The sequence below is a fragment of the Streptomyces sp. NPDC057253 genome (assembly GCF_042669125.1).
GTDB lineage: Bacteria > Actinomycetota > Actinomycetes > Streptomycetales > Streptomycetaceae > Streptomyces.
Window position 1 is genome coordinate 79,062 of record NZ_JBHUXV010000015.1, and the last position, 23,509, is coordinate 102,570.

At 70.4% G+C, this 23,509-nt stretch carries 20 protein-coding genes; 6 read left to right on the top strand and 14 right to left on the bottom strand.

Annotation, left to right across the window (positions count from 1 at the left end; genetic code table 11):
- Positions 1–44: 44 nt before the first annotated feature.
- Complete coding sequence (locus tag ACFULQ_RS11185) at positions 45–1,169, top strand: TDT family transporter (protein ID WP_383541290.1); 1,125 nt, start codon at positions 45–47, stop codon at positions 1,167–1,169.
- Here the strand turns inward: ACFULQ_RS11185 and ACFULQ_RS11190 are convergent.
- From ACFULQ_RS11190 to ACFULQ_RS11205, 4 genes are all read right to left on the bottom strand, one after another.
- Positions 1,081–1,800 carry a helical backbone metal receptor gene (locus ACFULQ_RS11190; RefSeq protein WP_383541293.1) on the bottom strand — a complete coding sequence of 240 codons (720 nt, stop codon included), beginning with the start codon at positions 1,798–1,800 and terminating at the stop codon, positions 1,081–1,083. The genes ACFULQ_RS11185 and ACFULQ_RS11190 overlap by 89 nt on opposite strands.
- The gene (locus ACFULQ_RS11195) at positions 1,797–2,366 is read right to left on the bottom strand and encodes a helix-turn-helix domain-containing protein (RefSeq protein ID WP_383541296.1); all 570 of its coding nucleotides are present in this window, start codon (positions 2,364–2,366) and stop codon (positions 1,797–1,799) included. Before ACFULQ_RS11195 ends, ACFULQ_RS11190 begins: the two co-directional genes overlap by 4 nt.
- A gap of 294 nt (positions 2,367–2,660) precedes the next feature.
- A complete protein-coding gene (locus tag ACFULQ_RS11200; RefSeq protein ID WP_383541298.1) occupies positions 2,661–5,267 on the bottom strand; it encodes an ABC transporter permease/substrate binding protein in 2,607 nt (868 codons plus the stop codon).
- Positions 5,260–6,309, bottom strand: a complete 1,050-nt coding sequence (locus ACFULQ_RS11205; protein WP_383541301.1) for a glycine betaine/L-proline ABC transporter ATP-binding protein — start codon at positions 6,307–6,309, stop codon at positions 5,260–5,262. The genes ACFULQ_RS11200 and ACFULQ_RS11205 overlap by 8 nt, the downstream gene beginning before the upstream one ends.
- A 1,347-nt stretch (positions 6,310–7,656) precedes the next feature.
- Here ACFULQ_RS11205 and ACFULQ_RS11210 point away from each other — a divergent pair.
- A complete protein-coding gene (locus tag ACFULQ_RS11210; protein ID WP_383541398.1) occupies positions 7,657–8,586 on the top strand; it encodes a 5'-3' exonuclease H3TH domain-containing protein in 930 nt (309 codons plus the stop codon).
- A gap of 243 nt (positions 8,587–8,829) precedes the next feature.
- Positions 8,830–9,675, top strand: coding sequence for a siderophore-interacting protein (locus ACFULQ_RS11215; RefSeq protein WP_383541304.1), 846 nt, complete (start codon positions 8,830–8,832; stop codon positions 9,673–9,675).
- 64 nt (positions 9,676–9,739) lie between these two features.
- On the opposite strand, the gene ACFULQ_RS11220 is transcribed toward ACFULQ_RS11215, so the two are convergent.
- The 3 genes from ACFULQ_RS11220 to ACFULQ_RS11230 all read right to left on the bottom strand — a co-directional run bounded on the left by ACFULQ_RS11220 (position 9,740) and on the right by ACFULQ_RS11230 (position 12,366).
- On the bottom strand, positions 9,740–10,516 hold the full coding sequence (locus ACFULQ_RS11220) for an ABC transporter permease (RefSeq protein ID WP_383541306.1): 777 nt from the start codon (positions 10,514–10,516) through the stop codon (positions 9,740–9,742).
- A complete protein-coding gene (locus ACFULQ_RS11225) occupies positions 10,513–11,502 on the bottom strand; it encodes an ATP-binding cassette domain-containing protein (RefSeq protein ID WP_383541309.1) in 990 nt (329 codons plus the stop codon). The genes ACFULQ_RS11220 and ACFULQ_RS11225 overlap by 4 nt, the downstream gene beginning before the upstream one ends.
- Before the next feature lie 183 nt (positions 11,503–11,685).
- Complete coding sequence (locus tag ACFULQ_RS11230; RefSeq protein WP_383541310.1) at positions 11,686–12,366, bottom strand: PadR family transcriptional regulator; 681 nt, start codon at positions 12,364–12,366, stop codon at positions 11,686–11,688.
- 273 nt (positions 12,367–12,639) lie between these two features.
- Here ACFULQ_RS11230 and ACFULQ_RS11235 point away from each other — a divergent pair, with 273 nt between their 5' ends.
- Complete coding sequence (locus ACFULQ_RS11235) at positions 12,640–14,196, top strand: amino acid permease (RefSeq protein WP_383541313.1); 1,557 nt, start codon at positions 12,640–12,642, stop codon at positions 14,194–14,196.
- Here ACFULQ_RS11235 and ACFULQ_RS11240 read toward each other — a convergent pair.
- Positions 14,193–14,786, bottom strand: coding sequence for a GNAT family N-acetyltransferase (locus ACFULQ_RS11240; protein WP_383541316.1), 594 nt, complete (start codon positions 14,784–14,786; stop codon positions 14,193–14,195). The two genes, ACFULQ_RS11235 and ACFULQ_RS11240, sit on opposite strands and share 4 nt — an antisense overlap.
- Positions 14,787–15,742: 956 nt before the next feature.
- Here ACFULQ_RS11240 and ACFULQ_RS11245 point away from each other — a divergent pair.
- On the top strand, positions 15,743–16,753 hold the full coding sequence (locus ACFULQ_RS11245; RefSeq protein WP_383541318.1) for a hypothetical protein: 1,011 nt from the start codon (positions 15,743–15,745) through the stop codon (positions 16,751–16,753).
- Positions 16,754–16,860: 107 nt separating this feature from the next.
- Positions 16,861–17,805 (top strand): RluA family pseudouridine synthase, encoded by a 945-nt coding sequence (locus tag ACFULQ_RS11250; RefSeq protein WP_383541321.1) that lies wholly within the window; start codon positions 16,861–16,863, stop codon positions 17,803–17,805.
- A 23-nt stretch (positions 17,806–17,828) separates the two neighbouring features.
- Here the strand turns inward: ACFULQ_RS11250 and ACFULQ_RS11255 are convergent, their stop codons facing one another.
- The 6 genes from ACFULQ_RS11255 to ACFULQ_RS11280 all read right to left on the bottom strand — a co-directional run bounded on the left by ACFULQ_RS11255 (position 17,829) and on the right by ACFULQ_RS11280 (position 23,428).
- A complete protein-coding gene (locus ACFULQ_RS11255; protein WP_383541324.1) occupies positions 17,829–19,286 on the bottom strand; it encodes a cytochrome P450 in 1,458 nt (485 codons plus the stop codon).
- Between the two features lie 191 nt (positions 19,287–19,477).
- The gene (locus ACFULQ_RS11260) at positions 19,478–20,098 is read right to left on the bottom strand and encodes an ATP/GTP-binding protein (protein ID WP_383541326.1); all 621 of its coding nucleotides are present in this window, start codon (positions 20,096–20,098) and stop codon (positions 19,478–19,480) included.
- The gene (locus tag ACFULQ_RS11265) at positions 20,079–20,504 is read right to left on the bottom strand and encodes a DUF742 domain-containing protein (RefSeq protein WP_383541329.1); all 426 of its coding nucleotides are present in this window, start codon (positions 20,502–20,504) and stop codon (positions 20,079–20,081) included. The genes ACFULQ_RS11260 and ACFULQ_RS11265 overlap by 20 nt, the downstream gene beginning before the upstream one ends.
- On the bottom strand, positions 20,501–20,908 hold the full coding sequence (locus ACFULQ_RS11270) for a roadblock/LC7 domain-containing protein (RefSeq protein WP_007380839.1): 408 nt from the start codon (positions 20,906–20,908) through the stop codon (positions 20,501–20,503). Before ACFULQ_RS11270 ends, ACFULQ_RS11265 begins: the two co-directional genes overlap by 4 nt.
- Positions 20,905–22,494 carry a sensor histidine kinase gene (locus ACFULQ_RS11275; protein ID WP_383541332.1) on the bottom strand — a complete coding sequence of 530 codons (1,590 nt, stop codon included), beginning with the start codon at positions 22,492–22,494 and terminating at the stop codon, positions 20,905–20,907. Before ACFULQ_RS11275 ends, ACFULQ_RS11270 begins: the two co-directional genes overlap by 4 nt.
- Positions 22,495–22,786: 292 nt before the next feature.
- Complete coding sequence (locus ACFULQ_RS11280) at positions 22,787–23,428, bottom strand: TetR/AcrR family transcriptional regulator (protein ID WP_383541335.1); 642 nt, start codon at positions 23,426–23,428, stop codon at positions 22,787–22,789.
- Positions 23,429–23,509 lie beyond the last annotated feature (81 nt).

Here is a 23,509-nt window from a genome sequence, read left to right on the forward strand (position 1 = left end):
CATACTCCCTGGTGGCGCCCCTTCCCCGGCGGGACCGTGGAGACATGGTCACCGCCGTCCGTCACCTCGGGCCGAACTGGTACGCCTGCGTCATGGGCACCGCGATCGTCGCCACCGCCGGCTCCGCGCTCCCCGTGCACCTCCCCGGCCTGCGCACGATCTGCGCCGCCGTCTGGCTGCTGTCCCTGGCCCTGCTGCTCGCCCTCCTCGGCGCCCGCGCCCTGCACTGGCGCCACCACGCCGACCAGGCCCGCGCCCACCTCCTCGACCCCGCCACGGCCCCCTTCTACGGCTGCCTCGCGATGGCCCTGCTCGCGGTCGGCGGCGGTGCCCTCACCGTCGGCCGGTACTGGATCGGGACGACAGCCGCGGTCGCGCTGGACGCCGTGCTGTTCACCGCCGGTACGGCCGTGGGGCTCGCGGCCGCTCTCGTCGTGCCGTACCTCATGGCCGTACGGCAGAAGGCGGACCCGCGAGAGGCCACTCCCGTGTGGTTGCTGCCGCTCGTCGCGCCCATGGTGTCCGCCGCGCTCGGGCCGCTCCTGGTGCCGCACCTGCCGGCCGGGCAGCCGCGCGAGACCCTGCTCCTCGCCTGCTTCGCGATGTTCGGGCTCAGTCTTCTCGCGACCCTGCTCATGCTGCCGCTCGTCTTCGCCCGGATCGTCACCGGCGGCCCGCTCCCCCTCGCGCTCACCCCGACGCTCTTCCTGGTCCTCGGTCCGCTCGGCCAGTCCACCACCGCCGTGGGCAAGTTCGCGGACGTGGCCCCCGGTGTCGTACCGGCGCCCTACAGCCAGGGCTTCGGCGTCCTCGCGGTCCTGTACGGCGTCCCGGTCATGGGGTTCGCCCTGCTGTGGCTCGGGCTCGCCACCGCGCACGTCGTGCGGGCGCGAAGGCACGGGATGCGGTTCTCGATGACCTGGTGGGCGTTCACCTTCCCGGTGGGCACCTGCGTCACGGGCGCCGAGGCGCTCGCCCGGCACACCGGACTCGCCGTCTACGACGGCCTGGCGATCGGGCTGTACGGCGTCCTCGTGGCCGCCTGGGGCACGGCCGCCCTGCACACCGCGCGGGGCCTGCTCAGCGGAGCGCTGCTCGCAGGGCCTCGCCCAGCGCCCGTGGTGCTTCGGCCAGCGACGGTCCGTACCACGTCAGGTGCCGTCCGCTGACGAGGGCGCAGGGCAGCCCGGGGAAGGCCTCCGGGCCGTCCTCGGGGGTGAAGCGGTACGGCTCGTCGGGCAGGACGACCACGTCCGGGGCCGCGGCCCGCAGCTCCTCCAGCGGGACCTTCGGATAGCGGTCCTCGTGGCCGGCGTACAGGTGGTCCACGCCCAGCCGGGACAGGACGTCGCCCGCGAAGGTGTCCCGGCCCAGCACCATCCACGGCCGGCGCCAGATCGGCACCACCGCCGTCACCCGACGCGCGGGGGGCGCCTGGGCCGACCATGCCTCCTCGGCCTCGTCCAGCCAGCGCGGCCGTACGGACACTCCGCACGCCGCCACGACACGAGCCAGTTCCCGGAAGGCCTGCGGGACGTCCCGGACCTCCGTGACCAGGACCTCAAGGCCCGCCTCGCGCAGCGCCGAGAGGTCCGGCACACGGTTCTCCTCCTCGTTGGCGATCACGAGATCGGGGGCGAGGGAGACGATCCGGTCGACCTTGGGGTTCTTGGTGCCGCCGATCCGGGTGACGTCGAGGTCGGCCGGATGGGTGCACCAGTCGGTGGCGCCGACCAGGGTGCCGGGGGCGGAGCGGGCGATCGCCTCGGTGAGCGAGGGGACCAGGGAGACGACTCTCACTGGCGGGGCCGGTCCTGGACGGCCTCGATGTGCTCGGCGACGGCGACGACGACCACGCGGGTGTCGGCCACGGTCGCCCGCCAGCGGTGCCGCACCCCGCCGGTGAGATACAGGGTGTCGCCGCGGCCCAGACGGTAGGCGCGGCCCTCGGCCTCGACGTCCACCGCGCCGTCGGCGACGTACATCAACTGGTCGTTGCGGTACTGGAATTCGCGGCCGGCGTCATGGTCGCCGGTGAACTCCTGGGCGTGCATCTGGTGATGGCCGCGCACCAGGGAACGCATCCGGGGCTCGCAGTCCGGCTCGGGCCCCTCGGCGTGCACGACGTCGACGCTGCACGCCGGGTCGGCGGCGGCGAGGAGTTCGACGGCCGTGGTGCGCAGGGCGTCGGCGACCTTCTCCAGGGAGCTGCGGCTGGGACGGGCGCGTTCGTTCTCGATCTGGCTCAGGAAGGGGACCGAGAGGCCGCTGCGCTCGGCCACGACGGCGAGGGTGAGTTCCAGCGCGCGGCGCCTGCGGCGCACGGCCGCGCCGACCCGAAGGGGCTGTTCTTTGTGGTCGCCCATGGCTCCGGCTCCCTCCTCCGCTCGTCGGTCCTCGGACACGTCCCCTGATGAGTTGTCTGCACCCTACGCATGTTCGGCAAACCGTTTCATGCGGCCGTCACATCGATGTCATACGGCGTGTGACCGTACCTCACACTTCGCGCCAGCCGAACGGCCCCCTGGAACACTCCCAGGGGGCCGGGTATCGGTCACGCGCCCGCCGTCGGCCCGCCAAGTCTCCTAGTCGGCACCAGAGTTCGGGCGAGGGCGTAGCTCTATGTGGTTGGCCGGATCCTTACCGTGCGCAGAGAGCGGTTATGACGGTGTCATCCGCCCGACCATGTCCGGGTGCTCCTGGAGCCAGGCGGCGACCGCCTGCTCCTCGTGGCCCTGGCCGTGCTTGTTGATCTCGGCCTCCAGACTGCCGAGCTCCTCCTCGCTCATATGGAAGCCCTTGATCCACCTGGTGAGCTGCGGGTAGCGCGAGGGGAAGTCCTCGTGGGAGATGGTCCGGATCGTGTTGCCCTCGCCGAAGAGCTTCTTGCCGTCCTTGAGCTTGGTCAGGTCGTACTGGCTGTACGCCCAGTGCGGCGACCACAGGACGACGGCGACGGGCTGCTTCCTGGCGTAGGCGCGCTTGAGCTCGGCCAGCATCGCGGGCGTGGAGCCGTCGACGACGTCGTACTCCTTGTCGAGGCCGTAGCCGGGCAGGACCTTGGTCTTGAGGAGGTTCATCTCGCCGGTGCCCGGCTCGATGCCGATGATCCTCCCGTCGAAGAGGTCCGCCTTGCCCTTGAGGTCCTCGTAGGACTTCACGCCCTTGACGTACGAGGGCACGGCGACCTCCAGGGACGTCGGCTGGTACCAGGTGCCGAGGTCCTTGAGTCTGTCCTTGCTCTGGTCCCAGTAGTTCTTCTGCGCGTACGGCAGCCAGGCGTCGAAGTTGAGGTCCAGGTCGCCGGCGGCGAGGCCGGTGTAGACCGGGCCGACGTCCATCTGCTTGAGGTTGAGCTTGTAGCCGCGCTTCTCGAGGACGTTCTTCCACAGATAGGTGACGGCGATGTCCTCGTCCCAGGGGAACCAGGCGACGTTCACCGGGCGCTTGGTCTCCGCCGCCGTCTTCTGGACGGGGGCGAGCTTGTCGACCAGGCCCGGGTTCCGCTTCAGCCAGGTGCGCACGGCGTCCTGCTGCCTGCCCTTGCCGGCCTTGTTGATCTCGGCCTCCAGGCCGGTGAGCTGCTTCTCGTCCAGCTTGAAGTTCTTCAGCCACTGACCGACGGCCGGGTTGTCGCCGGCGAAGCCCTTGCGGGCCACGGTGTGGATGCCGTCGCCCGAGCCCCAGGCGCCCTTGGGGTCCTTGAGCTTCTTCAGGTCGTAGTCGTTGTACGCCCAGTGCGGCGACCAGAGCGTGACGACGATCGGGGCCTTCTGGGCGTACGCCCGCTTCAGCTCGGCCAGCATGGCGGGCGTGGAGCTGTCGACGACCTCGTACTCCTTGTCGAGGCCGTAGGCCTTGAGCACCTTGCTCTTGAGCAGGGCCATCTCGCCGGCACTGGACTCGATGCCGGTGATCTTCCCGCCGAACCGCGCGGCCTTGCCCTTGAGGTCGGCCAGGGTCTCGACGTCCGTCATGTACGAGGGGACGCTCAGCTCCAGGGACGTCTTGTCGTACCAGGCGCCGAGGTCGTCGAGCCTGCCGCCGTACTTCTTCCAGTACTGCTCGTGGGTCGTGGGCAGCCAGGCGCCCGTCATGAAGTCCACGTTGCCGGAGGCGACGGAGGTGTAGAGCGGTCCGGCGTCGAACTGCCTGGCGTCGACCTGGTAGCCGCGCTCCTCCAGGATCTCCTTCCAGAGGAAGGTGGAGGCGACCCCGTCGTCCCAGGGGACGTAGCCGATGCTGATCTTCTTGCCCTGGCCGACGTCCTTGCCGCCGGAGACGGCCGTGGCCTCGCCGGAGGTGCCGCCGAAGATCCCCATGCCGCCCGCCACGAGGGCGAGGACGACGACACCGATCACGGCGATCTGGGGACGGGGACGGTAGGACCAGATCCTGAGGCCCTGGGCCGCGCGGGCCTTGGCGGCGGCACGGCGGCCCAGCGGGGAGACCTGGGTGCCGAGCGCACTCGTCATGCGGTCGAGGTAGATCGCGAGGATCACGATGGCGACGCCGGCCTCGGAGCCGAGGCCCACGTCGAGCTGGCCGATGGCCTCGTTGACGTCGCCGCCGAGGCCGCCGGTGCCGACCATGCCGGCGATCGCGGCCATGGACAGGCCCAGCATGATGACCTGGTTGACGCCGGCCATCACGGTGGGCAGGGCCAGGGGCAGCTGGACGCGCAGGAGGGTGTCACGCGGGGTGGTGCCGAACGCCTCGGCGGCCTCCACGAGCTCCTTGTCGACCTGGCGGATGCCGAGCTCGGTCATGCGGACGCCGGGGGCCAGCGCGAAGATCAGGGTCGCGACGATGCCCGCGGAGGCGCCGGTGCCGAAGAACAGGATCGCCGGGATGAGGTAGATCATCGCGGGCAGCGTCTGCATGAAGTCCAGCACTGGGCGGACGAGGCCGCTGACCCGGTCGGAGCGGGCCGCCCAGATGCCCACGGGCACGGCTATGACCAGCGCGATGATCGTGGCGACGAGGACCAGCGAGAGGGTCGTCATCGCGTCCTCCCACAGTTCGAGGGAGTCGATGAAGGCGAATCCCGCGAAGGTGAGCAGGCCGGCGAGGGTGCCGCGCAGCCAGAAGGCGATCACGGCGAAGATGGCCGCGAGGAGCAGCGGCTCGGGCGCCTGGAGGACGGCGTCGATACCGTCGTAGGTGCCGGTGAAGACGGTCTTGAAGAAGTCGAAGAGCCAGGCCACGTGGTCGAGCAGCCAGTCGACGGTGTCGTTGACCCAGTCGCCGAGCGGGATCCTAGGCATGGGCGGCCTCCTCGTCGCCGATGAAGCCCACGAGGCGCTGCTGCGGCACGATCCCGACGAGCTTGCGTTTCTCGTCGAGCACGATCACCGGGTGGCTGGAACGGGCGCTCATCGCGCACAGTTCGGTGAACGGGGTGTCGGGCGTCGCGGTCGCGCAGTCCTCCGCACAGTCGCAGTCGGCGTCGACGCCGTGGAGGTCGGTGTCCATGACCGCGGCCGCGGTCAGGACGCGGGACCGGTCGACGTCCTTGGTGAAGGAGGCCACGTAGTCGTCGGCGGGCCGCACCAGGATGTCCTCCGCGGTGCCGATCTGGACGATCCGGCCGTCGCGCATGACGGCGATGCGGTCACCGAGGCGCATGGCCTCGTTGAGGTCGTGGGTGATGAAGACGATGGTCTTCTTCAGGGACTTCTGGAGCTGGAGCAGCTGGTCCTGCATGTCCCGGCGGATCAGCGGGTCGAGCGCGCTGAAGGACTCGTCCATCAGGAGCAGGTCGGCGTCGGTGGCGAGGGCGCGGGCGAGGCCGACGCGCTGCTGCATGCCGCCGGACAGCTCGTCGGGCCAGGACTTCTCCCAGCCCTTGAGGCCGCACAACTCCAGGGCCTCGGTGGCCCGTTCGAGGCGCTCGGCCTTGGCTACGCCCTGGACGGCGAGGCCGTAGGCTGCGTTCTCCAGGACGCTGCGGTGCGGGAAGAGCGCGAAGTGCTGGAAGACCATGCTGATCTTCTGGGCGCGTACGGCACGGAGTTCGCGGTCGGTGAGCGCGGTGAGGTCCTGGCCGTCGAAGCGGACGTGGCCGGCGGTCGGCTCCAGGAGGCCGTTGAGCATGCGCAGCAGCGTGGACTTGCCGGAGCCGGACAGGCCCATGACGACGAAGATCTGGCCCGGGTCCACGGTGAAGGAGGCGTCGATGACCGCGGCGGTGGTGCCCTCGGCCCTCAGTCCCTCCCGGTCGGCGCCCTCACGGAGCCGCTCGACGGCCGCCTCGGGGCGTCTTCCGAACACCTTGTACAGCTGCTCTGCCTCAAGCCTTGATGACACGCGTGTCTCTCGTCTCCTCGACAACAGGGATCCCCGGCGACAGGGGGAGACGAAGGGCCGCGAACAGTTGAAGATGCAACCTGCCTCGCTCCGAGGCGGCGCCTGCCCGTATGCCTTTCGGCCAAACACGGGGGTGTTGTGGTTCACAGGATGCTCACGGGGTGGGGGTGGGGGGTAGGCGGCCGGGGCTGCCGGGAGGGGCTCGGGTGGGACGTTGGCGGGAGGGGCGGGGGGTGGCGGTTGCCGGGAGCGGCCGGGACGGCCGGAGACTGCCGGGAGCGGCCGGTGGCTGGAGGGGCTGCTCCGAGCACCCCGGAGGGCCGCGGGTTGCCGGGAGCGGCCAGGACGGCCGGAGACTGCCGGGAGCGGCCGGTGGCTGGAGGGGCTGCTCCGAGCACCCCGGAGGGCCGCGGGTTGCCGGGAACGGCCAGGACGGCCGAAAGCTGCCGGGAGCGGCCGGTGACCGGAGGGGCCGGTGTCCGGAGGGGCCGCTCCGAGCACCCTAGAGGGCCGCGGGTTGCCGGGAACGGCCGGAGGCTGCCGGGAGCGGCCGCCGGGGCAGCCGAAAGCTGCCGCGAGCGCCCGAGACGGCCGGAGGCTGCCGGGCGTGGCCGGGGGCTGCCCCAAGCGCTCCGAATGGTCACAGGTTGCCGGGAACGACTGGGGTGGCCGACGGTTGCCGGGAGCGGCCGGGGCGGCCGGAGGTGGGCTGCCCCGAGCGCCCTGGAGGGCCAGAGGTTGCTGGGAAAGACCGGGATGGCCGGCGGCTGCCGGGAGCGCCCGGGCAGCCGAAGGTCGCCGCGAGGTCCCGCGACGGCCGAAGGCTGCCGGGCGTGGCCGGGGGCTGACCCGAGCGCCCCGGAGGGCCGCAGCTTGCCGAAAACGACAGGGATAGCCGGAGATCGCCGCGAGCGCCCGGGACGGCCGAAGGCTGCCGGGAGCGGCCGGGGGCTGCCCCGAGCGCCCCGGAGGGCCGCAGGTTGCCGGGAACGACCGGGATAGCCGGAGATCGCCGCGAGCGCCCGGGACGGCCGGAGACTGCCGGGAGCGGCCGGGGCGGCCGGAGGGGCTGACCCGAGCGCCCCGAGGGCCGGAGGCTGCCTGGGGCGGCCGGGGCCGCCGAAGGTTGCCGCAAGCGCACGGGACGGCCACGGGAGGTCAGGAGTAGCCGACATTGGCCCATGCGGCCAGCAGGCGTCGGTGTGGCCAGAGCCAGCCCGTGCGGTCGGAGATGGCAAGAGGTAGCCGGTGTGGCCGGGGGTAGCCAGTCGGGCCGGGGCCGGCCGGAGATGGGGTCCCGCCGGACGAGTTACTCGGCGGGGGCCGCTGTCGGTGGCGTACGGCATGATGCGAGGCGTGACCGGACGACTGATGCTCCTCGACACCGCCTCGCTCTACTTCCGTGCCTACTTCGGCGTACCGGAGTCGGTGAAGGCGCCGGACGGCACGCCGGTGAACGCCGTGCGCGGCCTCCTCGAATTCATCGACCGCCTGGTCAAGGACCACCACCCCGACGCCCTCGTGGCCTGCATGGACGCCGACTGGCGCCCGCAGTGGCGGGTGGACCTGATCCCGTCCTACAAGGCGCACCGCGTCGCCGAGGAGCACGAGGCCGGCCCGGACGAGGAAGAGGTGCCGGACACCCTCTCCCCGCAGGTCCCGATCATCGAGGCCGTCCTGGACGCACTCGGCATCGCGCGCGTGGGCGTGGCCGGATACGAGGCCGACGACGTGATCGGCACGTTCACGGCCCAGGCGAAGGGCCCGGTCGACATCGTCACCGGCGACCGCGACCTGTACCAACTGGTGGACGACGAGCGCGAGGTGCGCGTGCTGTACCCCCTCAAGGGCGTCGGCACCCTCCAGCTGACCGACGAGGCGTGGCTGCGCGAGAAGTATGGCGTCGACGGCCGTGGGTACGCGGATCTGGCGCTGCTGCGCGGCGACCCGAGCGACGGCCTGCCGGGCGTGCCCGGGATCGGCGAGAAGACGGCGGCCAAGCTGCTCGCCGAGTTCGGGGACCTGGCGGGGATCATGGCCGCGGTCGACGACCCGAAGGCGAAGCTCACGCCGTCGCAGCGCAAGCGGCTGGACGAGTCGCGGCCGTACGTCGCCGTGGCGCCGAAGGTCGTACAGGTGGCCGCCGACGTCCCGCTGCCGCAGGTCGAGACCGCGCTCCCTCGCACACCGCGCGATCCCGAGATGCTGGACGCACTGGCGACCCGGTGGGGCTTGGGCGGGTCGCTCCAGCGGCTGGTGGGGACGCTGGGGGCGTAGGTCCGGTGGGGACGCGGGGCACGTAGGCCGGCTGGAGCTCAGGTCCGGTGGCAGCACCGGGCGATCCGACGGCGACGCCGGGCGATCCGTTGGCGGCACCGGCCGATCCAGTGGCGGCACCGTCCGATCCCGCAGCCGCACCGGACGCGCAAATATTGCCGTCGCTTTCCACAAGTGGCGCGCCGTCGCCAGGGGGGTTGATGCTAACTTAGGTAAGCCTAAGCAATGGACTGGGAGGCCGCCATGGCAGAAGGACCGGGACGCAAGCCGCGGAAACCTCACTCCGCGCAGGTGATCCGCACCGAACGCCTCACCCCGCACATGCAGCGCGTGGTGCTTGGCGGCGACGGACTGGCCGACTTCACGGCGGACACCTGCACCGACCACTACGTCAAGATCCTTTTCCCGGCCGAGGGCGCCACCTACCCCGAGCCCTTCGACATGGAGCGCATCCGCGAGGAGTTCCCCCGCGAGCAGTGGCCCGTGACCCGCACATACACCGTGCGCCACTGGGACCCCGAACACCGCGAGCTCACCCTGGACTTCGTGATCCACGGCGACGAGGGCCTCGCCGGCCCCTGGGCAGTGCGCGTCCAGCCCGGCGAGACCGTGCGCTTCATGGGCCCGGGCGGCGCCTACGCCCCGAACCCGGACGCCGACTGGCATCTGCTCGTGGGTGACGAGAGCGCGCTGCCCGCGATCGCCCGCTCCCTGGAGTCGCTGCCCGACGGCGTCCGCGCGCACGCCTTCATCGAGGTGAGCGGCCCCGAGGAGGAGCAGAAGATCGACTCCGACGTGGAGGTCGTCTGGCTGCACCGCGGCTCCCGGCCGGTCGGCGAGCCGCTGGTGGAGGCCGTACGCGCACTGGAGTTCCCGGAGGGCCGGTTGTGCGCGTTCGTGCACGGCGAGGCGCACTTCGTGAAGCAGTTGCGCCATCTCCTGCGGGTCGAGCGCGCGATCCCGCGCGAGGACCTCTCGATCTCCGGCTACTGGCGCCTGGGCCACAACGAGGACGGCTGGCAGGCCTCCAAGCGGGACTGGAACGCGCGCATCGAGGCGGAGCAGGAGGGCGCGGCTCCGGCGGCTTAGGCATACGGCTTCGCAAGGGGCGGCATCTTCACAGGTGCCGCCCCTTGCGCATGCCCGGGAGCGGTCACACCGACCGCTGGTACGACCTGAACGTCCGGATCGACAGCCACACCGCCACGACCGCCAGCCCGAGCAGCGCTCCCCCGCGGCTCAGCACGACACCCCAGTCCGGGTCGGCGGACAGGGCCGAACGGCCCGCCACCATCGCCCAGTTCAGCGGATTGAAGTCGGCGATGTGCCGCATCCAGGAGGGCATCTGCGAGGGCGCCATGAAGGCGCTGGACAGGAAGGTGAGCGGGAGCAGCAGGAAGGTGTTGATCCCGATGATCGACTCCCGCTCCCGCACCAGCATGCCGAGCGCATTGGACAGCGCCCCGAAGACGGTGCCGAGCAGGACCGAGGCGACCACCAGGACGGCGATCCCCGGGACGCCGCCCGGATAGTCGGCGCCTCCGAGGAGCCCGAGCAGCACGATGACCACCGACTGGAAGGCGGTGACCAGGCCGTTGTTGACGACGTTGCCGTTCATCAGCGCGGCCCGGCTGACCGGGGTGGTCAGGAAGCGGTCCAGGGTTCCGCGCTGGATCTCCTCCAAGGTGCCCATACCGGCCCACATGTTGGAGCCGAGCGCGCTCATCACGACCACGCCCGGGACGAGGTAGTCCAGATACGAGGTCGTCCCGAAGCCGCCGAGTTCCACGACCTTCCTGAAGAGGCTGCCGAACAGGAACAGCCAGATCACCGGCTGGATCAGGGTGATGATCGCGTACGCGGGCTGCCGTACGAACACCATGAGTTGACGCTGCGTCATGTACCAGGTCTGGGAGACGGCCATGCTCATCGGGCACCCACCAGGTCTTCGGCGTCGGAGTAACGGCGGCCCGCGTAGCGCAGGTAGACGTCGTCGAGGGAGGGGCGGGCGACGGTCGCGGTGGCGACCTTGACCCCGGCCCGCTCCAGCGCGGCGAGCAGGGCGGGTACGGCGGCGGCCCCGTCGTCGGCGCGGACGCTGACCCGGTGTCCGTCGGCCAGCACCTCGTGCACGCCCGGCACGTCGCGCAGGGCGCCGGTCAGCAGGGTGCGCCCCGCGTCACCGAGGGGCTCGCCCAGTTCCACGTGCACGGCGTCGCCGCGGAGTTCGCCCTTGAGGGCGTCCGGTGTGCCCTCGACGACGATCCGGCCGCGGTCGACGACCGCGACGCGCTCGGCGAGCCGGTCGGCCTCTTCGAGGTAGTGCGTGGTGAGCAGGATCGTCAGCCCCTCCTCCGCGGCGAGCCGCCCGATCTCGTCCCACATCGCGCTGCGGGCCTCGGGGTCGAGGCCGGTGGTGGGCTCGTCGAGGAAGAGCACCTCGGGGCGGTGCACCAGGCCGAGGGCGACGTCGAGCCGGCGTCGCATGCCGCCGGAGTAGCCCTTGACCGGACGCCGGGCCGCCTCGGTGAGCGTGAAGCGGTCGAGGAGCTCGTCCACCCGCCCGTCGAGGGCGGCGCCCTTGAGGCCGTAGAGCCTGCCCTGGAGTCGGAGGTTCTCGCGGCCGGTGGCGACCGGGTCGGCGCCGGAGCCCTGGGCGACCACCCCGATGGCCCGCCGGACCCGGTCCGGGTGGCGCAGCACGTCATGGCCGGCGACGGTGGCCGAGCCTGAGTCGGGGCGGGCCAGGGTGGTGAGGATCTTGACGGTGGTGGACTTGCCGGCGCCGTTCGGGCCGAGCAGGCCGAAGACGCTGCCCCGCTCGACGACGAGGTCGATGCCGTCGAGGGCGGTGACCTGACCGCCGTAGGTCTTGATCAGTTGACGCGCCTCGATCGCGGGCGCACGGGTGTTCATGGCAGGTGCTCTCCTGGGTCTCCTGGCTGAGCGGATGACAACTGATCCGCGTGAGGAGCACCGGGCTATCCTGGGTGTGCCGCACCTCGATCGCCTGGATGTGCCTCAGGGCGGATTCAGTTCGGGGTTCGAGGCCCCGGCGGGCTGCTGCAACAGCCGTGCCGGGGCCTGTTCTTGTTCAGGTCAAGGTTCTTGGGCAGGTCCTGTCTCTCGTTGAGGGTCCGGGTCTCGGTCAGGACCTGCGTCTCGCTCAGGACCTGCGTCTCGCTCCGGGCCCGGTTCGTGGAAGGCCTTCCACTCCTCGATGCCGGGCAGCGTGCCCTTGGTGAGCTCGTCGAGGAAACCGCGGACCCACTCGGCCTCCGCCTCGACCATGTGGAGCTGGTACTCGTTCTCCACGAGGAAGAGCCGGGGCAGCGTCTCGTACAGCTTCTCCAGCGCGCCCCGGCCGCTCGCGATCTGCACCTCCAGGGCGTCGAGCCGCTCCTTCAGCAGCGGCACCACCTCGTCGGGGTGCAGCACGGCGAGCAGGGAGAGCGCGGTCTCGAAGATCGGGTACTCCTTGGCCGGGAACGCGACCAGGTCCGACATCCACTCGGTGGTCTCCTGGCGCCCGGCCGCGGTGATGCCGTAGACGGTCCGCTCGGGCCGGTTCCCCTGCCGCTCCACGTCCGTGACCTCGACGAATCCATGCTTCTCGAGGTTCTGCACGACCGTGTAGAGCGAGCCGTAGTTGATCTTCGTGCTGGCGTCCTTGCCCTGGCGGCGCAGGGTCTGGGCGATCTCATAGGGATGCATCGGCTTCTGCCAGAGCGTCGCCAGTACGGCGAGCGCCAGGGGGTTGCGGAGCTTGCGACGCCTCATCGACCCCACCTCCCCTCCGCAGCCGTGCCGCAGAACCTCGCGGCCGAATATCCGTAAGCGAACATATCGCGAGCCGCGATCGAGCGTCAATAGACACGATATATCGCGTTTGAGTGCTCCCCGCAAGGGAGTGAGGACTTGGGCGCCGCTCCGACACGGCTGCGTCATGCGCCCGAAACAGCCTCTCCCTAATTTCTGTCACCCGACAGGAATTCAGCTCCCGCACCGCTGTTCCGCTCTTACGCCCTCATGCCGCCGAAGGCAGGTGCCGCCGTGACGACGACCAGTCCCTCCGACGTCCGTCCCGATCCCCCGCACTCCCCCTCCCCCTCCGCCGACGACCGGTCGCTCGCCGAGTTCGGCTACCCCCAGGAGCTGCACCGCAGCCTGGGCCGGTACGCCTCGTTCGCGGCCGGGTTCTCCTTCATCTCGGTCCTGACGACCGTCTTCCAGTTCTTCGCCTTCGGGTACGCGTTCGGCGGCCCCGTCTTCTTCTGGGCCTGGCCGGCGGTCCTGGTCGGGCAGCTGCTGGTGGCGGCCTGCTTCGCGGAACTGGCGGCCCGCTACCCGCTCTCGGGCGCGATCTACCAGTGGTCGTCCCGCCTCTCCACCCCGGTCTTCGGCTGGTTCGCCGGCTGGATCATGGTGATCGGCCAGATCGTCGTGGTCGCCGCGGCGGCACTGGCCCTGCAGATGGTGCTTCCGGCGATCTGGTCGGGTTTCCAGCTGGTCGGCACCGACCCGGCCCCGACCTCGGCGGACGGGGCGGCCAACGCGGCCGTCCTGGGCGTGATCCTGCTGGTCCTGACGACCGTCGTGAACGTCCTCGACAACCGGGTCCTGTCCGTGGTCAACCGGGTCGGCGTCACGGCGGAGATCATCGGCGCGGTGCTGATCATCGTGCTGCTGCTGACCCACTCCGAGCGCACCCCGAGCATCACCTTCCACACCGAGGGCGCCGCGCAGAGCGGCCTGTTCGGCGCGCTGCTCGTCGGTTCGTTCACGGCGGCCTACGTGATGATCGGCTTCGACAGCGCGGGCGAGATGAGCGAGGAGACCCGCAACCCCCGGCGCGTCGCGCCCCGCACGATCCTGACGGCGCTCGGCTCGGCCGGCGCGCTCGGCGGCCTGATCGTCCTGGGCGGCCTGCTCGCCGCCCCCAGCCTCACCGACGGGCACCTGTCGGTCGACGGCCTCAGCTACGTCCTCACCAGCAGCCTCGGCGACGGTGTCGGCAAGGCCCTGCTGGCCGACGTGGTCATCGCGATCACGGTGGCCACGCTCGCCATCCAGACGGCGGCCTGCCGCATGCTCTTCTCCATGGCCCGCGACGGCCAACTGCCCTTCGCGGCCCGCCTCGCGCGCGTGAACCCCCGCACCGGCATGCCCACCGCCCCCGCGTTGGTCGTCGGCATCCTGGCCGCCGCCCTGCTCCTGCTCAACTTCGCCTCACCGGAGGCGTTCCTGGCGATCGGCACGACCTGCATCGTGATGCTGTACCTGGCGTACGCGATGGTCACGGGCCCGCTGCTGATCCGCCGCATCCGGGGCGAGTTCACCGCGTCGGGCACCGACGAGGAAGGCGGCCAACTGTTCTCCCTGGGCCGCTGGGGCATCCCCGTCAACGCCCTGGCCCTCCTCTACGGCCTCCTGATGACCGTCAACCTGGCCTGGCCGAGGGCGGCGGTGTACGACCCGGCGGGCGGGCACTGGTACTTCCAGTGGTTCACGGTGCTGTTCCTGGCCGCGACACTGGCGGCGGGAGTGGCCTGGCGAGCACTGCGCAGGGGAACGCCGGCCCAGCCCTCCCCCGCAGCCGACCCCCGCTAGGAATTGCCCTCGCTATCACGCACACGCGCGTGGAGATGCATGTCGTGCCAGCCGTCCGGATGCAGTACGGCACTGCGCTTGGTCCCTTCCAGCGCGAAGCCGGTCTTGGCGGCGACACGGCAGGACGCCTCGTTGCGGACGGCGTGCAGCAGTTCGAGACGGTGGAAACCGATGTCGTCGAGGGCCCAACGGGCGAGCGCGGCCGTGGCACGAGCCGCGACCCCGCGCCCACGGGCCCCGACGGTCGTCCAGTACGCCATCTCGGCCTGCCCGTCGGCGAGATGGATCTCCCGCAGAGCCACCCGCCCGAGCAGCAGCCCGGACTCGGACTCCACGACGGCCCACTGCGCGCTCGCCTCCCGCCCCCAGTCCGCCACCCACTCCTCGATCCAGACGCCGACCTCCTCCAAGGAGTCGGCGGCACGGGCATGCCACTGATGCATCGCCGGATCCTGAAAGGCGGCATACACATCGGCCGCGTCCCCACCCCGCCAGGGGCGCAAGAGCAGCCCGTCCTTGGTGGGGACGGTGGGCTGGGTGGTCCCGGAGAGAGTGCCGGGGGGCAGGACCGGTTCAGTGAGATACGGCATGACCCGCATCCTGCCAAGGAGGCGGAGCGCGCCCCAAAAGTTTTTGCCCCCGCCGGCGACAAGCCACGCCCCGCGCGTCCCCCTCTCAGGCAGGCCACCTTCCAGATCACGGCCGTTCGATACGGACGTCCCGCCTCCGGGGCCGCCTGACTCCCCAACTGCCGCAAACGGGGGTGGTACTCGCAGCGCACCAGCAGGCTGGAACGCGCGGCCGTGCATCCGGCGGCCAGGGACTCCGCATCGTGCGCCGGGGCTGCGCCCCCTTTTGCCCGGCCGGAAATCGTCGCATGGTGCGAAGTGGTGGGCTGTCAGGGTGGATTGCGAGCATGAGCGGTGTCGCACCTGAGCCTGTGAGGGTGGTGGCCGGATGCCTTCGATGCGCCGCGGTGTCCCTGCGGACCGCGCTCAACGCCCTACGCCGACAGGGTCGGTGTGGTGGTGTACGGGTGCGAATCCGCCGGCCGAGGCCGACCGCCTCCCACCCACCGGCCCCCGCGGATCCCCACCGAGAACCCGGACCCGCCCACCGCCCGGCCTCTCCCTCCCGGCCCCCCACCACGGCGCCCGGCCCGGGCCCCGGGCCACGCCGCACAGTTGACGAAACCCGCGGTGGCACTGGAAGGTAGGGATGATCCACGACCTCGCCACCGACAACGCTGTCGTGGCGGTGGTGGCCACCGATTCCCCCCGCACCGCCCGGCTGCCGCTGCAAAGGCCCCGGCCGACGACACCGCCCGGCGCGCAAGGCCTGTTTTCGTGCACGAGTTCAGCCACGCTGCGGTCGCGGCGTGTGGAACACCACGCGTAGTTCATGGACTTGGTCGGCTCCGCCACCCGGGGGGCATCATGCGTCGCACAGCTCCGGGACGTCTCCGAATCCGTGTTCTACCCGAGCCGAAGGATCTGAAAAGGACTGTTCGCACCAGGCCTTGCATACGCGACGGGAGATCACCACGATGCGCATAACCTCGTCTCCGATACCTTACGCGTGGCGGGAGAACCCGAGTGTCGACCTGCTGCGTCGCGACGGCGACGCGTGGACGTACAGCATGGAACTCCTGCCCACCTCAGCCACTCCGGACGAGTGGTCGGCCATCCGGCTCCCCGAATGTGCCGCGTGGTGCTACCCCGTCGCACCCAGGGACGAGTTGTTCCTGCTCTACCACGTGTACGCGTGGATGTTCGCGCTCGACCTGTTGTTCGTGCGGACGTTCAAGGCCGACCGCGACCTCGACGGGGCGCGAGCAATGGTCGACCGGCTCCCTCTGTTCATGCCGCTGGACGGCACGGCCCGTGCGATGCCAAGGCCTGAGAACCCCATCGAGAGGAGCCTCGCCGACATCTGGCTACGGCTCGCTCCGACCAGGTCGACAGCCTGGAAACGCGACATGCTGAAAGCACAGATGGAATACGCCGACGGGCAGTGCTGGGAGCTGGAATGCATCCGCAATGGGCGGATCCCCGATCCAGCCGAGTATCTCGTCCGTCGTCGAGGCTCGTACGGCGGACCTGTCGGCATTTGCCTGGCCGAGCACGTGGCGGATGCGGAGGTGCCGGTACAGGTGCGCCACTCACGACCGTTCCGCGCGCTGATGGACGCTTGGACCGACGTACAGGCGCTCCACAACGACATCCGCTCGTACCGCCGAGAAGTCGAGGACGAAGACGAGACGTGCAACTCCGTCCTCGTCTTCGCCAAGTTCCTGGAGCTCACCACCGCTGAGGCCGCGGCCTCGGTCACGCGGTTGCGGACGGCCAGGCTGTCGGAGTACGAGCACCTGGAATCGACTCAGCTCCCGGAGCTCTGCGACCAGCTCCGCCTGGACCACGAGGACCGCGAGCAGTTGTCGGCCGTCATGAAGGCGATGCGCGATCACCTCACCGGCTTTCACGTCTGGCAGGACAGCGCCACGCGGTATCAGGCCCCTGCTCCAGGGCAGGGAACCTCGAAGCGGCTCGGATCCTGATCACCTGACCCGGATGCTCCCTGATCTCCCGTCGGAGCTGACGGGTGGGCAATGGTGTCAGCTCGTCGCGCAGCCAGAGTCAGTCCGGACTCGTACGCTTGATCGTGATGAGACGCCGCACTTCGCCCCCGCCCTCTCCCCTGCCCCAAATCGACGGGGTCGACCCGGTGCGGTTGCGGTTGCCGCCCGGGGATGCCTGGGCGACCGTGCGGGATCATCTCGTGGCGCGGCTCCCCGTCGGGGCCGAGGTGATCGACGAGATGTTGCAGGCGGGGCGGATCGTGGACGCTGCCGGGCGTGCGGTGCCGCGGGACAGGGCCTATGTCCCGGGGATGTTCGTCTGGTTCCACCGGGATCTGCCTGACGAGGAGCGGGTCCCGTTCGCGATCGACGTCATCCATCGGGACGACCACCTGGTGGTTGCGGACAAGCCGCACTTCCTCGCCACCACCCCTCGCGGCAGCCACATCGCCGAGACGGCCCTCGCCCGGCTGCGCCGTGATCTGGACATCCCCACGCTCGGCGCCGCGCACCGGCTGGACAGGCTGACGGCGGGCCTGGTGATGTTCACCGTACGGCCGGAGGAACGCGGCGCGTATCAGTCGCTGTTCCGGGACAGACGAGTGGTGAAGGAGTACGAGGCGGTGGCCCCGTACGACCCGACGCTGTCCCTTCCGCGCACTGTGCGCAGCCGGATCGTCAAGGAGCGCGGTGTCCTGGCGGCCCGCGAGGTCGAGGGTGAGCCCAATGCCGTCAGCCGGGTCGAGTTGCTGGAGCAGCGGGGCGGGCTCGCCCGTTACCGACTGACGCCGAGTACCGGGCAGACTCACCAACTGCGGGTGCACATGAGCGCCTTGGGCGTGCCGATCCTCGGCGACCCCCTGTACCCAGTAGTCACCGACCCCGTGCCGACCGGTGACTTCCGGCGCCCGCTCCAACTGCTGGCGCGAATGCTGGAGTTCACCGATCCGGTCACGGGGCACGAGCACCGGTTCGTCAGCCCGCGCATGCTGCGTGCGTGGGTGTCGTACGAGGAGTGGATGACCGGCTAGCCCCAGCACTGGTGCCGGTCGGCTCAGTCACCTCGCCACCAACGCAGCAGGCGCTGCCATACCCCCGGCCGCGGGGGTACGGGTGGGGGCGTCGGTGCCGGAGCCGGGGGCTCCGGGACCACTGGCTCAGGCTGCGGTGTACTGACCTGCCAGTCGTTGCGTCGTGGGGACGGGACGGGGTGCGTCGGACGCGACATGACGTCCTGCTGCGGCTTGGGCGCGAACTTCACCGGCAGATCCACCAGATGCCGGTTCGAGATGGTCTCCTGCCACTGGAGTTCGTCCTCCTCGCAGGCCAGTTCCGCATCGGGGAGCCTGGTCAGCAGCGCGTCGACGCCGACATCGGCGATGGCGCGGCCGATGTCCTGGCCCGGGCATTCGTGGGGACCGCCGCTGAAGGCCAGGTGGGAGCGGTTTCCATGCATGTGGGCTGTGGGATCGGGACGGACGCGCGGGTCCACGTTGCCCGGCGCGATGCCGAGAATGAGGCCGTCACCCTTGCGGATGCGCTGACCACCCAGTTCGGCGTCCTGCTTGGCGAAGTAGCCCAGGATGGTACTGAAGGGGGGCTCATCCCACATGGACTGCTCGACCGCCTGGGGCACCGTCATCTGGCCGCCGTTGAGCTGGGCGCGGAAGCGTGGGTCGGTGAGCACCACCCGCAGTACGTTCGCCAGGAGGTTGGCCGTGCTCTCGTAAGCGATGATCAGAACGAGCCGCAGATGCTGGCTGACCTCCTGATCTGTGAGCTGCGCCGGGTGCCTGATGAGGTGACTGGTGAAGTCGTCCTCGGGTTCGGCCCTGCGCCGGGCGGTGAGTCGCGTCAGGACGCCCATGATGTATTCGTTGCTGGCGATGGCCGTCTCTGTGCCCTTGGGCAGGTCGCGGGCGGCCTCGACGATCCGGTCGTTGTATTCGTCGGGCATGCCGAGGATCTCGCACATCACCATCATCGGCAGGCGCTCGGCGAACTGGCTGACCAGATCGGCTGTGCCCTGCTCACAGAACTTGTTGACGAGGTGCTGGGTCGCGCGGTTGATGTGCCGACGAACCCCCCGGTGATCGATGGTCGAGATGGCGCCGTTGACTGCGGCACGCAGCCGCAGGTGCTCATCGCCCTCGGCGTGGCAGCAGAGGGGCTGCCAGGCGAGGTGTGGCATGAGGGGGTGGTCCGGCTTGACCGTGCCGTCCTGCATTGGCCCCCACAGCCGGGTGTCACGGCTGTAGTGCGAGGGGGTACGCACCATGTGCATGTTCTCGCTGTGACCGAGCACCACCCAGATCGGCACGTCCTCGTGCACCAGCGCGGGAGCCACGGATCCATGCTGGTCGCGGAGTTCCTCGTAAACGGCCTCCAGGTTTTCCGCTCCGGGGCCATACAGCCGGCGCAGCCCGCCGGGACCGATGCCGTGCGCGGGACAGCCGGGCGGGGCGGCCGTGGGGCCGTACGTGTGGGCTGGGGACTGGGGTTCAGGCGTCACGATGATCGCTCCGAAGCTGAGGTGGATCTGGTGTGCAGGAAGTAGTTGGGCCCCCGGCTCCAGCGGGGCGGGGACGGTGGAGAGTCACACGAAAGGTGTGGGTGCATCGCCATGAGGCGCGTCCGGCATCCCCGTGGGGCACGGGTCGCCGACCCACTCGGCACGAGGGCGGCGGGCCGTCCATGACGGGCTCACACAGGCGCTTTCTCCATCGCCAACGAATGCAGAAACCGCAGCAGTGTCATCAGCACATCCCGGCTGGAGGCCCGCCGCCGCGCATCGCACTCCACGATCGGGATCTCCGCGGCGAGGTCGAGCGCCGCGCGCAGGTCCTCGATGTCGTGGCGGGGGCCGTCAGGGAAGGTGTTGACGGCCACGACGAAGGGGACGCCGCGTTCCTCCAGGCGGCCCATGACGTCGAAGCTGACTTCGAGGCGCCGGGTGTCCACGAGGACCACCGCGCCGAGGGCGCCTTCGAACAGGCCGTTCCAGAGGAACCAGAAGCGTTCCTGACCGGGGGTGCCGAAGAGGTACAGCACCAGTTGTTCGGTGATGCTGATGCGGCCGAAGTCCATGGCCACGGTGGTGGCCGTCTTGGTCTCGGAGCCGTAGTTGTCGTCGACGCCGATGCCGGCCTGGGTCATGGTCTCCTCGGTGGTCAGCGGTTTGATCTCGCTGACCGAGCCGACCATGGTCGTCTTGCCGACGCCGAAGCCGCCGACGATGACGATCTTCACCGCGGCCTGGGCGGTCTGGGGGAGGTGGTCCTCGGTTCGCGGACCGGGGATGGTGTCAGAGCCTTTGAAGTCCATGCATCACCGCTTCGAGGAGGGAACGGTCGGCCAGCGCCTGGCGGATGACGGGGGCGCGGGCCGTGACCAGTTCGGCCGTCAGCAGCTCGGTGAGCAGGACGGTCACCACGCTGAACGGCAGGCTGAGATAGGCGGACAGCTCGGCCACGGACAGCGGGGCCGTGCAGAGCCTGAGCAGCGCCGCCTGCTCGGGCGTGGCGGAGGGCGGTGGGTCGGCGTGCGCCACGATTAAGGTGACCAGGTCGAGTTCCGAGCGCTCGGTCCCGTCGGGGCCGGTGATGACGTACAGCCGCTCGGGGTTCTTCTTCGGCCCCTCGGGGGGATCCTGGCTCTCCTGCTGCGGAGGCGTCGGTGGCTGGTCCGGGCCGGGTTTGGGGAATCGCCGTCGGCGTTGTGGAGGAGTCATACGGTCTGCCCGTTGCGGCGGGGCGGGCTGGTCAGGTGCGCGCCGATGCGGACGACCAGATCGCTCATGCGGGCGCTCATGTGGCCGGGTTCGGTGATGATGTCGGAGAGCACCGCCAGATAGGCGTTGGGGCCCGCGGCCATCAGGTAGAAGTAGCCGCCGTGGATCTCGATCAGGACCATCTTCATCTTGCCGTCGCTGCCGGGGATCTCCCCGGCGACGGCGCCCGCCAGGCTCTGCAGGCCCGCGCAGGCCGCGGCGACGCGGTCCGCGGTGTCCGGGTCGCCGCCGTGGCGGGCGATGCGCAGGCCGTCGGCGGAGAGCACCACGATCATCTGGATGCCCGGTACGCCTTTGGCGAGGTCCTGGAGCATCCAGTCGAAGTTGCCTCGCTGCTGGATCACTTGAGGTTCCCCTCGTCTTCGGCCTCGGTACGGGCCGGTTCGTCGGTCGGCTGGGTGACTGTGGAAGAGGTGGGGCGTTTGAGGCCGTCCATGAACGCCTGGACCCACAGGCCCGGCGGGGTGTCGTCCGGCTTCGGTTCGGGCTCGGCCTCGCGCCGGGCCGTCGACCACACGGTCGGACGGCCTTCCCGCTCGGCTCGCTCGATCTCGGCCTGCTCGGCGTAGCGCTGGCTGAACGAGGTCTTGACCCGGCTGCGGCGCTGCGGCAGCCCGTTGGCGGTCCACTCGGTGACCTCGGGGACGTCGTCCTCCACGGACACGGGTGTCGTGAACTTGGGGCTGGTGGGCCGGCGCTTCTTGATCGTGCGCTTGGGGCCGGGCAGTGCGCCGAGTTCGGCCTTGGGCACGGCGGTGGCGCCGATGCCGTGGGCGAGTCCGACTCCGGGTTCGTCGGTGAGCATGTCGCTCGGCACGACGAGGATCGCGCGGACACCGCCGTACGCGGAGGCGCGCAGGGAGACCTGCATGTCGTACGCCTGGCAGAGCCGGCCCACTACGGCGAGGCCGAGGCGCGGCGACTCGCCGAGGTCCTGGAGGTCGACTCCGGCCTTGGCGCGCTCGAGCATGCCCTCGGCCCTCAGGCGCGCCTCCTCGCTCAAGCTGACGCCGGCGTCCTCGATCTCGATGCAGACGCCGGTCTGCACCTCGGTCGCGGTGACGTGCACCTTGCTCTGCGGCGGGGAGTAACGCGTGGCGTTGTCGAGGAGTTCGGCCGCGGCGTGGATCACGGGCTCCACAGCGGTGCCCTTGACGTTGACCTTGGCGATCGAGGTCAGGTCGATGCGCCGGTACTCCAGGATCCGGGACATGGCGCCGCGCAGCACGCTGTAGAGCGCCACGGGCTCGGGCCACTGGCGGCCGGGGCGGCCGCCGCCGAGGACGGAGATCGAGTCGGCGAGCCGGCCGATCAGCGCGGTGCCGTGGTCGATGCGCAGGAGGTCGTCGAAGACCTCGGGATTGCGGCCGTGGTCCTCCTCCATCTCCCGGAGTTCGTTGGCCTGTTGGTGGACGATGGCCTGGACGCGGCGGGCGATGTTCACGAAGGAGCGCTGCGCGGCGTCGCGCATGATCTCCTCGGTGTCGACGATGTCGAGCACTGTCTTCAGCAGGCGGATCTGTGGGTCGGGGAGGTGGGCCCACGCGGGGTTGAGCTCCCCGAGCCGGCGAATCACCTCTCCGGGGGAACTTCCGCGCCGCATCCGGTCCAGCGCCGCCGGCGCGATCTCCTTGGCGAACCGGATCTGTTCCTGGTCGTGGTCGGCGATGCGCTGCTTGAGCGAGGCGATGTGACGGTCGTGCTCGACGCGCTGGTCGCGCAGTTCCCGACCGCGCCGGACGGCTTCGGCCGCCACCGCGATCACCAGCAGGGTGGCGACGGCACCGCAGCCGCCGACGGCGCCCCTGGCGGAGTGCTGCACTGCCGCGACGGCGGCCCCGGTCGCCGCGGCCATGACTATGGCGGGGAGCAACAGCACGCGCGCATACGGCAGTTCACGGCGTCCTGGGGTGGACTGAACACTCACCATGTGGGCCCTCTGAGACGTATCGACGGGGAGTCGCACATATAGGGAACAAGCGCACGAATACACATCAACTCGGTGCGCTGCGGGCGAGCTTAGTCCGACCGGATCATCGCCGTGTCATATTCAGCAAGCGCCTGAAACGGGCATTGTGACTGGAGTACTGTCGGTCCATTTACACGCTCAGGTATCGCTCGCACACGGTGAGTCAGGGCGGACGGGCGTACGAAACCCACTCACCGCGAGGGGTGAAGAACACCTTCCGGCGACCCGCCGACCCCGGAGCGGCCCGTCCTGATCAGACCCCGGCGATCCGCAGCGCGGCGTCCGCGGTGGCTTCCGCGAAGACGGAGACCGGGCGTTCGGGATCGGAGCGGTGGACGAGGATCACTCCCTCGATCAGACCGAACAACAGGTCCGTACGGAGATCGAGCTCGCTCTTGGCCAGCGCGCCGCCCGCGGCCGTCGCGGCGATCAACTGCCGGTAGGCGTCCTTGAGTTCGGCGCGCACGGCATGAAAGCCGGCGAACCGCTCGGTGCGCACCTCCGGCAGCAGATAGAGGCCGCCCAGGTTGTACGGCCCTCCGCACAGCACCTCGACGTCCGCGCGGCACAGCTGCCACAGCCGGCGTTCGGACGGGACCGTGTCGTCGGCGAGCAGTTCGCGGGCGTACGTCAGCGAGGGCGTGACGGTGGACTCCAGGAGCTCGGCGAGCAGCTCCTCCTTGCCGGAGACGTAGTGGTACATGGACGCCTGCCGCATGCCGGCCCGCTCGGCGACCGCGCGGGTGCTGGTGGCGGCGTACCCGAGCGTGGTGAACAACTCGGCCGCGGCGACGAGGAGTTCGTCACGCGGCGCCAGCCCACTGGCCGGCCGCCGATCGGCCCGTGGCCTGCCGACCCGCCGCCCGGACTCCGCCGCCCCACCTGTCGTACCCATGCGTTCGATCCTCGCACACGGGGACTCACGGCACCGCGCGGCAGAACCACCGGGGGCCTCCGGCGACCTGAAGCGACCACG